Raw genomic sequence first — 15,673 nt, forward strand, 5'->3', positions numbered from 1 at the left:
CCCGACACCACGCAGGAGCCTCACGATGACCACGGTCGAGACCCCCAGGGTCGGCGCCGAGCCCTACCCGGACGAGGAACTGGACCTCGACCTGCGGTGGTGGGCCACGGCCAACCACCTCACCGCCGCCCAGATCTACCTCCTGGCCAACCCGCTGCTGCGCGAGCCGCTGCGCCCGGAGCACGTCAAGCCGCGGCTGCTGGGCCACTGGGGCACCAGCCCCGGGCTGACGTTGGTCTACACGCTGCTCAACCGGCTGATCCGCCAGACCGGGCAGCAGGCCCTGCTCGTCACCGGCCCCGGCCACGGCGGCCCCGCGGTCCTTGCCGGGGCCTACCTGGACGGCACCTACAGCGAGGTGCACCCCGACGTGTCGGCCGACCTGGCCGGGCTGACCCGGCTGGTGCGACAGTTCTCCACGCCGGGCGGCGTGAGCAGCCACGCCGGCGTCCACGTCCCGGGCAGCATCCACGAGGGCGGCGAGCTCGGCTACGCGCTGCTGCACGCGGCGGGCGCCGCCTTCGACGACCCCGACCTCCTCGTGGCCTGCGTGGTCGGGGACGGCGAGGCCGAGACCGGGCCGCTGGCCGCCTCGTGGCGCCTGCCGGCGTTCCTGAACCCCCGCCGCGACGGCGCCGTCCTGCCGATCCTGCACGTCAACGGCTACAAGATCTCCGGTCCCACCATGCTCGGCCGCAGCAGCGACGCCGACGTGAGCGCCTACCTGCACAGCCAGGGCTGGGACCCGGTCGTCGTCGCCGGCGACGAACCGCGCGCCGTGTTCCGCGCGTTCGACGCCGCGCTGTCCGCCGCCTCCGCGCGGATCCGGGCCCTCCAGGACGAGGCGCGCGCCGGCCACGGCCGGGTGCCACTGCGCTGGCCGGCGATCGTGCTCCGCACCCCCAAGGGGTGGACGGGGCCGCGCACCGTGGACGGTGTCCCCGTGGAGGGGACGCACCGGTCCCACCAGGTGCCGCTGGGCCGCGTGCGCGAGGACCCGGCCCACCTGGCCCAGCTGGAGCGGTGGCTGCGCTCGTACCGGCCCGAGGACTCCTTCGACGCGGCGGGGCGGCTGGTGCCCGAGCTGGCCGCGCTCGTCCCGGACGGCGACCTCCGCCTCTCCGCGACGCCGCGCGCGGGGGGTCCCCGCTTCCGGGTCCGTCCGCTCCCCCTGCCCGACCTCGCCGACCACGCCCTGCCGGTGGCGGACCCCGGCGTCCTGCAGCACGAGACCACCCGGCCGCTGGGCGAGTACCTCCGCGACCTGCTCGTCCGCACGGGACGGGCGGACGGCGGTGGTGACTTCCGGCTGTTCTCGCCGGACGAGACGAACAGCAACCGGCTCGGCGCCGTCTTCGAGGCCACGGACCGGTGCTCGATGCTCCCGGTGCAGCCGGGCGACGAGGCGATCGGCCCGGACGGCCGGGTGATGGAGGTCCTCAGCGAGCACCTGTGCGAGGGCTGGCTGGAGGGCTACACCCTCACCGGCCGGCACGGCCTGTTCGCCACCTACGAGGCGTTCGCCATGGTCAGCGCCTCGATGGTCGTGCAGCACGCGAAGTGGCTGCAGACGGCGGCCACCGAACCCGGCCGCAGCCCGGTGCCCTCGCTGAACGTCCTCCTGACGAGCACGACCTGGCGCAATGACCACAACGGGTTCTCCCACCAGGGCCCGGGCCTGATCGACACCGTGGCGCCGCTGTCGCCCGATGTCACCCGCATCTGGCTCCCGCCCGACGCCAACAGCACGCTGGTCGTCGCCGAGGAGTGCCTGCGCAGCCGGGGCCGGGTGAACCTGGTCGTCGTCGACAAGCAGCGGCACCTGCAGTACCTCGACCTGGACGCCGCCCGGACCCTGGTCTCCGCAGGGGCGGCGGTGTGGGAGTGGGCCGGGACCGAGGACCCCGACCGCGCGCGTTCCGACCTGCCGGACGTCGTCCTCGCCGCGGCCGGCGACGTGCCCACGATGGAGGTGCTCGCCGCGGCGCAGTTGCTGCGCGCGCACGTCCCGCACCTGCGCATCCGGGTGGTGGACGTCGTCGACCTCATGGGGTTGCTGCCCCCGGGCGAGCACCCCGCGGCGTTCTCGCCGGAACGCTTCAGCGAGCTGTTCACCGACACCGTCGACGTCGTCTTCGCCTTCCACGGTCACCCGCGGGCGATCCACCCGCTGGTGCACGGCCGGCCGGACGTCGACCGCTTCCACGTCCGCGGCTTCACCGAGCACGGCACCACCACCACGCCGTTCGACATGGTGGTCCTCAACCGGATGAGCCGCTACGACCTGGTCCTGGAGGCGCTGCGCCGCTCGCGGCGGGTGCCGGAAGGTGGGGACGACCTGGCCCGGCTGTGCCGCGAGCAGCTGCGGCGGCACCGCGAGCACGTCGTCGAGGCGCTCGAGGACCTGCCCGAGGTCCGCGACTGGACCTGGCGCGGCGGCGACCGGTGACCGGCCCCGAGACCAGGGACGACCGGGCGGCGCTCGAGGAGATCCCCGTCGACGAGTGCTACCGGTTGCTGCGGACCCAGCAGGTCGGCCGGCTGGCCGTGAACGGCGAGCACCACCCGCTCGTCTTCCCGGTCAACTACGGCATGGACGGCGACACGATCGTCATCCGCACCGCACCGGGGACCAAGCTGAGCGCCGCCGCGCACGCCAACGTCACCTTCGAGGTCGACCAGATCGACCAGTTCGCCCGCCGGGGCTGGAGCGTGCTGGTCCGCGCGCTCGCCGAGGAGGTCACCGACGCCCACGGCCCCGACCTGGTGCGACGCACGCACGCCACGGACGTGCGCCCCTGGGCGCCCGGGGAGCACGGTCACTGGCTGCGGCTGATCCCCCACGACGTGACCGGCCGGCGGATCGTCCCCGGGGAGCTGCCGCCGCCCGTGGACCCTCGGGCGTACCTCTGAACTGCGAGCAGCAGCCCGGCGGCCCGCCGCGACCCGGCCGGTGGCCCCCGGTGCGCCGGCCGGCGACCCCGAGGCCTTCTTCGCCGGCAGCCCGGTGGGCAGGTCGGTCCTCCACCGGGTGACGGCGGTGCTCGACGCCGCCGGCGGCGCGGGAGTCCGCACCTCGTCCGGTCAGGTCGCGTTCCGTCGTCGGCGGGGCTTCGCCTGGCTCTGGCTGCCGGGCCGGTACCTCCGCGATCCCGCGGCGGAGGTCGTGCTGTCGATCGCGCTCGGCCGGCCGGATCCGTCCCCGCGGTGGAAGGAGGTGGTGCACCCCTCCCGGCGGCACTGGGTGCACCACCTCGAGGTCGGTGACCCGTCGGAGATCGACGACGAGGTGGCCGGCTGGTTGCGCGAGGCCGCCGACCGGGCCGAATGACCGACGGCGGACTCCCCAGCGCCGGCGGGTGGCCCGGCGGGCTGCTGCTGGGCGTCCTCTCCGAGGTGTGCAGGTTCGCTGGTCGGCCGGTGCGAGGTGCGGTGAGCGCCCAAGAGCCGGCCGGTGGTCCACGGAGTGACCACCGCGCTGTGCCGGCTGATTGCGTGGACTGCCGACTCGATTGCGCCCGCAGAGCGCGGGAAGAGCCGGCAGTGGAGTCGGGTCAGCCGACTCCGAAGCGCTGTGCGCGCGGTCGCTCGGGCCGGTGGTGGCCTCGCTCCACCGACCTCGGCGCATCGGCGGGGATGTCCCGAGCCTGTCTCCGGTCCATGACCCACGTCCCGCTCAGAGCAGCCCGCCGGCCCGAAGGTTGAGCACCAGCAGCAGCGTCACGAGCACCGCGCCGCCGAGGGTGGCCACGGCCAGCAGCACCCGGCGCACGCTCCAGCGCTGCACCCGGATCGGCGGGTGCGGTGGCAGCAGCGCGCGGAACTCCTCGACCATGTCGCCGTCGGCGTCGGTCAGCCTGCGGGCGAGCTGCCGCGGGATGGTCATCGAGCTGGTCGCGGCCAGCGCCTCGGCCAGCTCCTCCGGGGTGAAGAACGCCTGCGCCCGCTCGACGACCCGGCGGGGCCCGGCGACCAGGGCCAGGGTGAGCGCCATGTTGGCCAGGTCCACGGCCTGGCGCCACCACGACGGGCGTAGCTCCCCGAACGAGACGTCGACGAGGTAGACCCGGTCGCCGCGGGCCAGCACGTTGGAGGGCTTGATGTCGCGGTGGGCGGCACCCACCGCCCACAGCCGGCGGACCTGCCGCAGGGCGTCGTCGACGACCGCGTCGTCCACCCCGGAGTCGAGGACCTCGACCGCGTCGGGGACCAGCTCGGTCACCAGGAGGTACTCCCGACCGGGCACGACCTCGACCACGCCCACCGGCTCGGGTACCTGGACGCCGCCGTCCCGGAGCAGGCGGAGCATGTAGTCCTCGTGCTCGACGAGCCTGCGGACCGAGGAGAACGGCGCCTCGTCCTCCAGCCGGCCGTACCGGAGGACCCGGGCCCACTTGTACCAGCGGTCCGAGCGCAGGTGGGTGCTGGAGTAGAGCTTGCCGAACAGGTACTCCGGCGGCCCGTCCGCCAGCCGCAGCCGGCACGGGGTCGACCCCGCGGAGCCGTTCAGGCGGTAGGGCCGGATCTCGTCGATCTGGAGCCAGAGCTGGTCCCGGACGGCGGCGAGGATGCGCTGGGTCCGCGCCGGGTGCAGCCGCAGGTGGGCCCTGACCTGCCGGCGGTAGGTGACCGGGAAGGCGTGCTCCGGCGCGAAGAACCGGAACGCCAGAGCCGCCGCGGCGCAGCCGACGACCGCGCTGAGGAGGGCATCGGCGGGGGTGTCGAGCAGCAGCGCCACCCGGACCGTCGCCAGACCGCCGACCAGGCCGGCGACGACGAGCCAGCCCCAGCGGCGCGCCGGTCCCGACGGGGTCAGCACGAACAGACTCCCGGCAGCCACCGTGGCCAGCACGATCACCGGCCAGGCCGGGAGGACGATGCCGACCGCGGAGCCGGTCACGCCCTCCCGGACGTCACGGACCAGCGCCGCGTCGCCGGCGACCACCTGTGCGGTCGCGGCCACGAGCGAGATGCTGCCGACGTAGACCAGCAGGTGCCGCCACCGCGCCGTCCACACCAGGACCAGCACGGTCGGGATCCACAGCACGCGGTACCCCAGCACCTCGCCGATCCGGCCCACGTCCGTGGCCCACCCGGGCGGCCGCCCCAGCGGTGCCAGGAACTCCCGGACGGCCTGGTCGAGCCCGCCCAGGGCACGGGCCCATCCGCCCCCCAGCGCCAGCAGCACCACGGCGACGGCGAGGGCCGCCGTCCACGCCCAGGTGCCGGGGGGCGGACGACGGGGACGCAGCCGGTCCTTCCCGGACGGGCGACGGTGGCGGTCCTCCTCGGGCCAGGCCGGTCGCCGCGCGCCGATGACCGGGACGGGCGGCCGCCGGGGAAGGGTCCCCTCGGTCGCCGGCCCCACCTCCGCTCCCACCGCCGCGTCGCCGGTCACCGCGCCATGGTCCTCCGCCACCCGCCTGCATCCCAGGACCGGCGACACCCTTCGCCAGGGACGGAAGTCCCTGCCGGGGTGCCGGCCGGGCTCTCCGTCCCCTCCTGGCGGGACCTCCGGTACTGCGCCGGGTGCCGGCCGACCGGCCGCGTGGGACCGGCACCCGACGGTCCCGTCCCGAGGAGCAGCCATGACCACGACCGCGATCCGCAGCCCCGGCACCACGAGGACGTGGGTCTGCGAGCGAGGCGCGGCGGGTGTGCTGTCGCCGGTCGTCCCGGGCAGCTCGCCGCCGTCGGCGCAGCCGGCTCCGACCCGGGGGGGCGGACAGGTGACGACGGCGCGGACGGCACTCCGCCGGCTGCCCGCGCTGGTGGCCGCCACGGCGGCGGGGGTGGCGGCGGTGGGCCTGCTGCGGCGGCCGTCGGAGGTGCCCGTGCCCGTGGTGACCCCACGGGGTCAGGTGGCCCGGCTGGCCGGCAGCGGCCTCTACCGCCACGACACCGTCTTCACCGCCGCCGGCAACACCGCCGTCGACGCCGTCGTCCTCGCGCTGGGTGTGCCGCTGGTGGTGACCGCGTGGCTGCGGCAGCAGGCCGGCTCCCCACGGGCGTCGCTGCTGCTCACCGGCACGCTGGGCTACCTGCTGTACGTCTACGCGAACTATGCACTGGGGGTGGCCTACAACCCGCTCTACCTGGCCTACGTGACCCTGCTGGCGGCCGGCCTCTTCGGCTTCGTCGCCGCCTGCGCCGCCACCGACCGGGCCGTTCTGGCGATGGCCGCCGCGGACCCCGCCGTCCCGCACCGGGCGCTGTCCCGGTTCCTGTTCACCTGCGCGGCGGTGACCGCCGTGGTGTGGCTGCAGCCACTCGTCGCGGCGCTGCTGCAGGGCCGGGCCCCCGACCTGCTGGACGTCTACACCACGCCGGTGACCTACACGCTCGACCTCGCGGTCATCACCCCGGCGTCGGCGCTCGCCGGGTGGCTGGTGCGCCGCCGGGACCCCGTCGGGTACCTGCTGGCCGCGCCGCTGCTGGTCACGATCGTGCTGCTGCTGCCGACGATCACGCTGAGCACCGCTCTGCAGGCGGCCGCGGGCATCTCCTTCACCACCGCGGAGGTGATCGGCCCGATCGCCGGCTTCGGGTTCCTCGGCGGCGTCGGGACGTGGCTGCTGGTCCGCCTGCTCCGCGCCCTGCCGGCATCCGCGGTGCCGGCCAGCGGGGAGGCCGCGGCCGTCCCGCCGCGGAGGACGCCGAGGGCCGGAGGTCCCGGCCACGAGGGTCCCTCGGCACCGGGCGGGGCCGGTTCTCCCGCCTAGCGTCCGAGGACGTCCCCTCCCCCGGCTCCTGGACGGCAGACGTGCAGCGCATCGTGGTCCTGCTGGTGATCGCCCTGATCGGCGTGGCCGTAGCCCTGGTCGACGCCCTGCGCGACACCGACACCGACCTCGCCCTGCTCATGGGCGCGGTGGCGCTCGTCCAGGTCGCCGCCCTCCTCTCCGGCGTCCGGGGCCGGTCGGCCGTGGCCCTGCGCCCGGACCTGACCCGGTGGCTGCACCGGCAGGCGGCGGCCACGGGCGAGCCGGTGGAACGGCTGGCCGACCGCTGCGTCGCCGCCTACCGCGCGGGGCTCGTCGGGGACGAGGGGCTCGTCGGCGACCCGTCGAGCCGGTCGTGACCGTCCAAGCCGGCGCGACGACCCGCACCGCGGTCGTCCGGCTCTCCCCCGGCTCCCCGGCCCCACCCGGGCAGCTGGGCGGCAAGGGCGCCTCGCTCGACCGGCTCGTGCAGGGGGGCTTCCCGGTCCCCCCGACCGCCGTCGTTCCCGCGGACGCCTACCGCGCCGTCGCCGCGCACCCCTCCCTCGCCGGCCTGCTGACCCGGTTGCGCGACGGCGCGGTGGTCCCGGCCGCCGAGGTCGACGCCGCCTTCCGTGCGGTCCCGGTGCCCGCGGACCTGGCCGCGGACGTCGTCGCCGCGGCGCGGGAGGTCGCTGCCGGCCGGCGCCTGGCGGTGCGCTCCTCGGCGACGGTGGAGGACATGGCCGGCGCCTCCTTCGCCGGCCAGTACCGCTCCTCCCTGGACGTCGACCCCGACTCCGTGCTGGACGCCGTCCGGCTGACCTGGGCGTCGCTGTGGCACCCGGCGCCGTGCGCCTACCGGCGCGCGTGGGGCATCCCGAGCGAGGACGTCGCGATGCCCGCCGTGGTCATGCGGATGGTCCCCGCCCGGACGGCCGGCGTCGCCTTCACCGTCGACCCCGGAGGTGCGGCGGACCGGGTGCGCGTCGAGGTCGTGCCCGAGCTCGGTGAGGCGCTGGTCTCCGGCGCCCGCACCCCCGACGTCCACCTCCTCCCGCGGGACGGCTCCCCGGACGGCAGCTCTCCCCACGACAGCGTGCCCGCCGAGGTCCGGGAGACCGCCGCACTGGCCCTGCGCATCGAGGCGGCCGAGGGCGGCCGGCCGCAGGACGTGGAGTGGGCGTGGGACGGCGACCGCACCTGGGTGGTGCAGGCCCGCCCCATCACCACCGGCTTGGCGCGCGCCGACGACGGCTGCGACACCGCGCCCGACGACGCCGAGCTGACCACCGCCGGGATCGGCGAGACGCTGCCCGGGCTGCTGCCCCCGCTGGTCTGGGACGTCGGCTCCTTCCTCGTGGAGGAGGCCCTCCGGGAGGTGCTCGGCCGGTTGTGGGGGCTGCCGGCCGACCGGATCGGCCCGCACGAGCTGGTACGACGCGTGCACGGCCGCGCCGCCCTGGACCTCGGCCTGATGGAGGCGGCCGCCCGCGCGGTGCCCGGCGGGTCCGAGGCCGAGCTGGAGCGGCAGTACTTCGGTGCCGCGCTGCCCGGTGCGGACGAGGGGCGGCGGGCGCACTGGTGGCGCACCGTGCGCCCGGCGCTGCGGGCCGGCGCCGCGCGACGCCGGGCCGTTCCCGAGGCGGCGGTCGTCCTGGGCGCCGCCGACGCCGTCCTCGCCGATCCCCCGGCGCTCGAGGAGCAGCCGGACGACGCGCTGCTGGCCTACCGGCGCCGGCTGGTGGACGTGGGTGCCCGGGCCACGACCGTGGAGCTGGCGGTGGCGGCCGCCGCCGTCGGCACCTACCGGGAGCTGGAGGCCACGCTCGCCGGCCACCTCGGCGAGCAGGAGGCGGCCGCGGCGGCCCAGCGGGTCACCGCCGGGGCCGGGGGCTCCCGGAGCCGGTCGGTGGCCGCCTCCCGGTCGGTCTTCGCCGGGCCGACGTGGGCCGAGACCGGGACGGGGACGCCACAGCGCCGGGGGCCCGGCCACGCCGACCGGGAGACCGGCCGTGACGCCGCCCGCGAGGAGCTGGAGGAGCGGCTGCGCAGCCGGCCGCGGTGGCGGCGGGTCCGCGTCCTCACCGGGCAGGTGGTCGACGTCCGGATGCACGTGCTGCGCCGCCTGGTCACCGACGCCACCGAGGGCCTGGCGCGACGGGAGGACGTCAAGTCCGCCGTGCTCGCCCTCGGCGGCGAGGTGCGGCGCGTGCACCTGGAGATCGGACGGCGGCTCACCGCCGCCGGCGTGCTGCCCCACCCCGCGGACGTCGACCTGCTGCGGGACGCGGAGCTGCGGCCGGCGCTGGCCGGGAGCCCGCCCGCACCGGCCGAGCTGGCCCGCCGCCGCCGGTGGCTGGACCAGCGCGCACAGGACCCCCCGCTGCCGATGCGCTTCACCGGCGTCCCCGTGCAGGCGCCGCCCGAGGTGCCGCACGGGGACCGGCTGACCGGCTGGGCGGCCAGCCCGGGGCGGCACACCGCCCGGGCCCGCGTGCTCCGCGAGCCCGACCCGGACCGGCTGGCGCCCGGGGAGGTGCTGGTCGCCGCCGCCACCGACGCCGGCTGGTCACCGGTGTTCCTGCGCGCCGGGGCGATCGTGGTCGAGCGCGGCGGCCCGCTGTCCCACGCGGCGATCGTCGCCCGCGAGCTGGGGCTGCCGGCCGTGCTCAACCTGCCCGGTGCCACCGCCGTGCTCGACGGCCGCACGGTGACCGTGGACGGCGACACCGGGACCGTCGTCCTCCACCCGGAGGAGACCCCATGACCCGGCGGGTGCGGGAGGACTGGTGGGACGAGGGCGAGGGCGCGCAGATCTTCGTCCCGGCCATCATGGGCGCCGGCCTGCTGATCTCCGGCGTCACCCTGCTGCGCGACGCGCTGCACGGCCGCCGGCACCGGGGACGGGACCGGCAGACGGCCCTCCAGGCCCGCGCCGCGGCGCACTTCGTCCGGACCGGGCAGCCACCCGACACGGCCCTGGTCGCCGGGCTGCGCCCGCGCGTCCACTACCTGCTGCTGGCGCTGTCCGCGGGCGGCCTCGCGGTCTACGGCGCGCGCGGCGCGACCAAGAACTACGCCCCCGCCGAGGGGATGTTCGCCGGGCTGGCCTGGATGTACGCCGCGCTGCTGGTGCTCGTCGCCGGGCTGGCCGCGGTGGCGGCGTACTCCGCGGTGGCGCTGGTGACCTGGCCGGACCCGCCCCGCTGGGCGCGCCCGCTGCTCGCGACCACGCCGCTGGGCCAGGACCCCGCCGGCGAGCACCGCCGCGGCGTGCTGCTGCTGGGCTGGGCCGCGGTCCTCACGGCCGCCGCCGCGGTGCAGTTCCTGTTCACCACGGCCGGGGCGCCCCAGCTGCTGGCCGAGATCGACGACGAGGTCACCGCCCCGGTCGACCCGGCCGTCCCCTGGGAGCTCCTGGGCAGCGTGCCGGTCGCCGTCGCGGTGGCCGTCGTGGTCGGGTTCGCCGGAGGGCGCTGCCTCCCCTTCGCGCTCGGCCAGCTGGGGGTCGTCGCCGCCGCGCTGGCGGGGCACGCGCTGTTCGCCGACCGGCTGGAGCGGGCCTTCCCCCCCGACGGCCCGATGGCCGGGCTCACCGGGTCGCTGCCCAGCGCGCCGGTGCTCCAGGCGACCCTGGTCGCCGGGTTCCTCCCCCTGGCGGTGTACGTCCGCACCCGCCGCCGGGGTCCGGCGCTGGCCACCCTCGCGGCCACCGCGGCCGGGCTGCTCGTCGTATCGGTCCAGGTGGTGCGCGGCCGGCTGGCGTGGCCGTCCGACGCCTTCGCCGGTGTGCTGATCGGCGGCGCGCTCGTGCTGGCCACCTGGTGGGCGCTGGAGCGGCGCACGTGGCACCGTGCCTGCTCGGCGTGCCCGTGGGAGCTGCCCGGCGACGTCGTCCGTGGTCCCGGGCTGCTGCGGCTGGGGCCGGGCGAGGAGACCGCCGTCCGGCGGCTGGCGCGCGGGTGGCTGGCCGCGGCGCTCGTGCTGTTCGTCGGCCTGGCCCTGGTGGAGGGGCTGCCCACCGGTCCGGAGGGCGTCGCCATGGGCCCGCAGCTCGCGCGCACCCTCCAGCTGGCCCTGCTCGGTCTGGCCGCCGTCGCGCTGCTGGTGGCGCTGCGCTGGGAGGCCGCGGGTGCGGCGCTGGCCGCGTTCGCCGGCACCGGCCTGGCCGTCTTCGCCGCACTCGCCTACCAGCCGTGGGTCAGCCTGCTGGTCGCGGGGGTCTTCCTCGTGCCCGCCGTCGGGTTCTGGTTGGCGTGGCAGCACCGCCGCACGATGCGCTCGGTCGTCACCCTCGCGATGGTCACCGCGCTCCTCCTCGGCGGGATCCTCGGCGCCTCCGCCGAGGTGCACGACCAGTTCTTCGGGCCGGTGCACCCGCGCTCACCGCTGCTGGCGCTTCCCGCCGACGACGTGCGTTGGGCGTGGTCCGGCGGGGTGACCGGCCGGTCGGCCCAGGTGGTCGCCGAGCTGGACGGGCCGGCCGGGCGGGTGGGCCTGGTCGTCGAGCCGGAGGACGGCGGGCCCGTGGTCCGGTCGGCGGAGGTCGCACCGTCGGACGAGCACGTCGTCCGGCTGGCCGTCGACGGCCTGACCCCGGGTACCGCGTACCGGTGGGCGGTGGAGGTAGACGGCGCCCCCGACACCTCCCGCGGCACCGGCCGGTTCACCACCGCGCCGGAGGGGCCGGCCTCGTTCACCCTCGCGGTCGCGTCCTGCGCCCGCACGGGTTCGAGCGGCGCGGTCTTCGACGCCATCCGGGCGGTGGACCCGCTGCTGTTCCTGCACACCGGCGACTTCCACTACGGCAACGTCGGGACCGACGATCCCGCGGTGTTCGGCGACCGGTACGGCGACCAGCTCAGCGCGCCCGCGCAGGCGGCGCTCTACCGCGCGGTGCCGGTGGCCTACGTCTGGGGCGACCACGACTACGGGACGAACGACGCCGACGCCTCCTCCCCGTCCCGGCCCGCGGCGCGGGCGGCCTACCGCACGTACGTGCCGCACCACCCGCTGGCCGAGGGCGACGGCGGCGCCATCTACTCCGCCTTCACCGTCGGCCGGGTGCGCGTCGTGGTGACCGACAACCGCTCGGAGCGCACCGGCACCACGATGCTGGGCGCCCGGCAGCTGGCCTGGCTGCAGGAGGAGCTCGTCACCGCCGGCCAAGCGCACGCCGTCGTGCTGTGGGTGAACCCGGACCCGTGGGTCGCCCCGGCCGAACCCGGCCGCGACGACTGGGGCGGCTACGCCGACGAGCGGCGGCAGATCGCCGACACGATCGCCGCGGCGGGGATCGAGAACCTGGTCATGGTCAGCGGCGACGCGCACATGGTCGCGATCGACGACGGTGCGAACACCGACTACAGCAGCACGGGAGGCGGCGGCTTCCCCCTGCTGCACGCCGCCGCGCTGGACTCCCCCGGCGACGTGAAGGGCGGGCCGTACAGCGAGGGCACCTTCCCGGGCGCCGGGCAGTTCGGCACGGTCACCGTGACCGACGACGGCGGCGGCACGGTGCAGGTGGAGCTCGCCGGACGCACCTGGGACGGGCGGGAGCTGGTCTCCCTCACGACGACGCTGCCGGCGCCGGCCGGGTGACCAGCCGCGCGAACTGGTCCTCGAGGGCCGCGACGAGGAGCGGCAGGTCGGGGACGGCGTCCGCGTCCGCGACGGCGGTGACGGCCAGGGTGCCGGCGTAGGAGAGGGCCACGAAGGAGACGGTGACGTTCCCGGCGTCCCCGACCGCCACCGGGAGGATCTGCTCGACCGCTGCGCCGGCGCAGGGTGACCGGCCGGTCGGGGCCGCGCACGTCGCTCACCAGCGTGTGGAACCGCCGCTGGCGCCGCAGCCACCAGCGGTAGAGGCCGGTCGTCGCCAGGAACCGGAACAGCCGCCCCGCCGTGGCGATCAGCGGCGGGCCCGAGGCGGCCGCCCGCCCGGCCCGCACGGTGCCGGCGAACCGGCGCAGCCGGTCGGCCGGGGGCCCGCCGGTCGGGACGGCGACCACCAGCGGGGTCACCGCGTTGCCCAGGTCGTCCACCCGCGCCGTCCGGCGGGCGGCCACCGGGACCGCCACCGACAGGCCGTCGACCGACTCCCCCCGTGCCGCGAGCAGCGCCGCGAGTGCGCCGGTCACCGCGACCAGCAGCGCGTCGTTCACCGTCCCGCCGCAGTCGTGCGCCGCGGCCCGGAGGGCGGCGAGGTCGGCCCGGACCACGGCGAGGCGCCGGTGCCGTCCGGTCCGTGCCAGCAACGAGCAGCCGGCGGCGCGCGGCGGCACCATCCCGCCCGCGGCCGTGAGCGCCGCCCGCGCCTGCCGGGCGGTCGTGCGCCAGCGGGCCGCGCCGACGGCTCTCGAGCGCGCGGCGTCGGCAGCCAGCCGCCGCCAGGACGGCCGCGGGCGGGGGAAGCCGTCGACGGCGGGCGGGGGCGCCGCGCCGTCGACCAGGGAGGCCAGGACCGCGAGCCCTCCGACGCCGTCCACCAGCAGGTGGTGCAGCACGACCACCCGGCCGATCCGGCCGCCGGTCGGTCCGGTCACCACGACCGCCGCCCAGAGCGGCCGGTCCGGCGGCAGCGGCTCCGTGGCGACGGCGGCGGCCACGTCGAGCAGGGCCTGCTCCACGCCCGGCGCGGGACACGGGATCCGCCGGACGTGCCGGCCGGCGTCGGAGGATGGGTCGTCGACCCAGACCGGTCGGCCCCTGCCCGGGGGCACCCGCTGCAGCCGCTGGCGCAGCCGCGGCACGGCTGCCAGCCGCTCGGCCACCGCACGCTCGACCGCGAGCGGGTCGGCGCCCGGACCGAGGAGCTGCCCCCGGCCGGACCACGCCGGCCGGGGGCGCTCCGGCGTGATCCCGCCGAGGTACACCAGCGGCGGCCCGGAGCCCACCACCAGGTACGGCAGTCCCGGCGGGAGGACGCCGCTCCGTACCGGGCCCACGGCCGGTCAGCCCGCCGCTGGACCGGCCACCCCCGGCCCGCGCAGCGGCTGGTCGAGGGTCAGCTCGCCGACGTGCAGGCGCGCGATGTGCAGGTCCCCGACCTCCGCGCGACCGAGCGCCAGGCGACCCACGGCGAGCGCGCCGACCGCGAGCGCGCCGACGGCGAACGCCCCGGCCGCCAGTCCCCCGGTGGCCAGCGCGCCCATCGCCGCGGCCCGCAGGGCCACGGCCCGCAGCTGCACGTCCGGCTGTCGGGACCGGGACCGGACCCGCGGGCGGCGGGTCACCGCTCGTTCCCCGGGGTCGTCGTGCCGACCTGCGGCGTGTCGGCCGGGGCCGGGCGCGGCAACGGCGGCATCGCTGCCGGGCCGGGGGCCGGAGCCGGCGGCGGGCCGTATGACGCGTACGCCGGCCCGGCCGGACCCGAGCGGGCCCCGTGCACGGCCAGCGCGACGAGCAGTGCCCCGACGACTGCGAGCACCCCGCCGGTCACGAGCAGCCCGATCCAGATCCACGTCAGCGCGGGCACCGTGACGCCGGCGCGCGCGTCGACGTCCAGCCCCGCCGCGCCGTCGGCGCGCATCACCACGACCGTCCAGTCGCCGTCCGACGGCGTCCACTGCAGGGTCTGGGTGCCCGTGCCCTGCGCCCGGGCGATCCAGAAGTCCTCGTCCCCGGGGAGGGACGCCGGTGCCCCGCCGCGGATCTCGGTGGCGGTGCCGGGACCGCCGTCCGGGCCGAGTTCGTCGACCCGCCCGTGCCCGACACCGGCCAGGTACCGGTCGACGTCGGAGGCGCGGGCCACGCCCAGGAAGACCTCGGTCGCGGGCTCGGCCGCGGTGACCTCGACGCGGACGTCGCCGATGAACTCGTCGACCACCCACTCCTCGCCGGTGGTGTCCAGCGTGATGTCGTCGGAGACCAGCGCGTGGCCGGCGGTCGAGAGGTCGTCGGTCGCGGACCAGACGTAGCCGTCCTCGCGCTGGCTCGTGTCGGCCCACGCCAGCCCGACGCCGCCGACGAGCGGGCCCGTGGCGGCCAGGAGCAGCACCGCGCCGGCCACGACGGCCACCACCCGCCCGGCGGTCCACCGCTCCGGGGTCCGGTACCGCGGGGGCTGCGGCACGGGGACACCGGTGGCCGGCGGCGGGGCCGCGGGGCTCACCGGCGGCGGCCCCCCGGTCGGGCCCACGGGTCGCGTGCCGGGGTCGGCGCCGCCCATGTCGAGCCGGAACGGCGGGTACCGGTCGGTCATCAGGGCCACGTAGGCCGCGACCCGCAGCACCCACCGGTCCATGCCGAGGATGAAGTCGTACAGCGGCGTCGGATAGCGCCCGGTGAACAGCAGCACGATCCCGACGACGAGCGCCAGCAGCCCGATCAGTCCGCCGGCGCCCCAGCTGCTGTCCCAGCGCACCTCGTCCGCGTAACCCGTGCTGATCCAGATGCCGCCGCCGGCGAAGACGGCGAGCACCAGCCAGTGCGGGATGGCCAGCAGCCACGACTTGACCAGCACCAGCCCGCGGGACAGCCGCTCGGGGTACGGGACGTCCAGCCGGGCCGGGTAGTCCGGCACGTCGGCGAGGGTGAACGGCGGGTACCTGTCGGTGCCCAGGGCGGAATAGCCGTAGTAGTGCACCCGCCAGCTCCAGCGGAGCACCCCGACGTTGAAGTCGAACAGCGCCCGGGGGTAGCGCCCGGTGATGAGGATCGCGAACCAGGCGACCACGGTGAGCACGACGAAGGCGATCCAGAGGAACGCCAGCACGACGTAGTGCGGGATCAACAGGAACCACTTGACCAGCCACAGCCAGCGCGACAGCGGCGCGTCCATCGACGCGTCGACCCGCACCGGGTAGGGGGGATGGGTCTCGGTCACGGCACTCCTCCTCGACGTCGTCCGCTCGGACCGCGCGGTCACGGCGTCCGTCGGCGGACTGCCCTCGAGCCTTCGGCGGCTCCCGCGGCCCCGACACCGCCCTCGGTCCATGGGACGGCAGGCCGGAGGTCCCTGGCCGGTG

General features: G+C 77.0%; 11 protein-coding genes and 1 pseudogene. 7 read left to right on the forward strand and 5 right to left on the reverse strand.

The window, feature by feature from the left end:
- Positions 1-25: 25 nt before the first annotated feature.
- The 3 genes from ACI78Z_RS04440 to ACI78Z_RS04450 are packed head-to-tail and all read left to right on the forward strand — an operon-like array spanning position 26 to position 3,331.
- Positions 26-2,449, forward strand: coding sequence for a phosphoketolase family protein (locus ACI78Z_RS04440; protein ID WP_457035310.1), 2,424 nt, complete (start codon positions 26-28; stop codon positions 2,447-2,449).
- Entirely contained in the window at positions 2,446-2,913 is a 468-nt protein-coding gene (locus ACI78Z_RS04445; protein WP_457035311.1) for a pyridoxamine 5'-phosphate oxidase family protein, read from the forward strand. The genes ACI78Z_RS04440 and ACI78Z_RS04445 overlap by 4 nt, the downstream gene beginning before the upstream one ends.
- Positions 2,914-2,953: 40 nt before the next feature.
- Positions 2,954-3,331, forward strand: a complete 378-nt coding sequence (locus ACI78Z_RS04450; RefSeq protein WP_457035312.1) for a DUF5655 domain-containing protein — start codon at positions 2,954-2,956, stop codon at positions 3,329-3,331.
- A 345-nt stretch (positions 3,332-3,676) separates the two neighbouring features.
- Here the strand turns inward: ACI78Z_RS04450 and ACI78Z_RS04455 are convergent, their stop codons facing one another.
- Positions 3,677-5,398 (reverse strand): RIO1 family regulatory kinase/ATPase domain-containing protein, encoded by a 1,722-nt coding sequence (locus ACI78Z_RS04455; RefSeq protein ID WP_457035313.1) that lies wholly within the window; start codon positions 5,396-5,398, stop codon positions 3,677-3,679.
- A 190-nt stretch (positions 5,399-5,588) separates the two neighbouring features.
- Between ACI78Z_RS04455 and ACI78Z_RS04460 the strand changes: the two genes are divergently transcribed.
- The 4 genes from ACI78Z_RS04460 to ACI78Z_RS04475 are packed head-to-tail and all read left to right on the forward strand — an operon-like array spanning position 5,589 to position 12,305.
- Positions 5,589-6,722: a hypothetical protein gene (locus tag ACI78Z_RS04460; RefSeq protein ID WP_457035314.1), complete on the forward strand. Its 1,134-nt coding sequence runs from the start codon at positions 5,589-5,591 to the stop codon at positions 6,720-6,722.
- Positions 6,723-6,763: 41 nt separating this feature from the next.
- Positions 6,764-7,081 carry a hypothetical protein gene (locus ACI78Z_RS04465; RefSeq protein WP_457035315.1) on the forward strand — a complete coding sequence of 106 codons (318 nt, stop codon included), beginning with the start codon at positions 6,764-6,766 and terminating at the stop codon, positions 7,079-7,081.
- Positions 7,078-9,471 (forward strand): PEP/pyruvate-binding domain-containing protein, encoded by a 2,394-nt coding sequence (locus ACI78Z_RS04470; protein WP_457035316.1) that lies wholly within the window; start codon positions 7,078-7,080, stop codon positions 9,469-9,471. Before ACI78Z_RS04465 ends, ACI78Z_RS04470 begins: the two co-directional genes overlap by 4 nt.
- Positions 9,468-12,305, forward strand: coding sequence for an alkaline phosphatase D family protein (locus ACI78Z_RS04475; RefSeq protein ID WP_457035317.1), 2,838 nt, complete (start codon positions 9,468-9,470; stop codon positions 12,303-12,305). Before ACI78Z_RS04470 ends, ACI78Z_RS04475 begins: the two co-directional genes overlap by 4 nt.
- Here ACI78Z_RS04475 and ACI78Z_RS04480 read toward each other — a convergent pair.
- The 4 genes and pseudogenes from ACI78Z_RS04480 to ACI78Z_RS04495 form a co-directional block, all read right to left on the reverse strand.
- Positions 12,274-12,456, reverse strand: a complete 183-nt coding sequence (locus ACI78Z_RS04480) for a WS/DGAT domain-containing protein (protein WP_457035360.1) — start codon at positions 12,454-12,456, stop codon at positions 12,274-12,276. The two genes, ACI78Z_RS04475 and ACI78Z_RS04480, sit on opposite strands and share 32 nt — an antisense overlap.
- 412 nt (positions 12,457-12,868) lie before the next feature.
- Positions 12,869-13,651, reverse strand: a pseudogene (locus ACI78Z_RS04485) (wax ester/triacylglycerol synthase domain-containing protein); the annotation flags it as partial.
- Between the two features lie 6 nt (positions 13,652-13,657).
- Complete coding sequence (locus ACI78Z_RS04490; protein WP_457035318.1) at positions 13,658-13,939, reverse strand: hypothetical protein; 282 nt, start codon at positions 13,937-13,939, stop codon at positions 13,658-13,660.
- Positions 13,936-15,531 (reverse strand): DUF4389 domain-containing protein, encoded by a 1,596-nt coding sequence (locus ACI78Z_RS04495; RefSeq protein ID WP_457035319.1) that lies wholly within the window; start codon positions 15,529-15,531, stop codon positions 13,936-13,938. The genes ACI78Z_RS04490 and ACI78Z_RS04495 overlap by 4 nt, the downstream gene beginning before the upstream one ends.
- Positions 15,532-15,673 lie beyond the last annotated feature (142 nt).

This window comes from Geodermatophilus sp. SYSU D01176, from assembly GCF_054050015.1.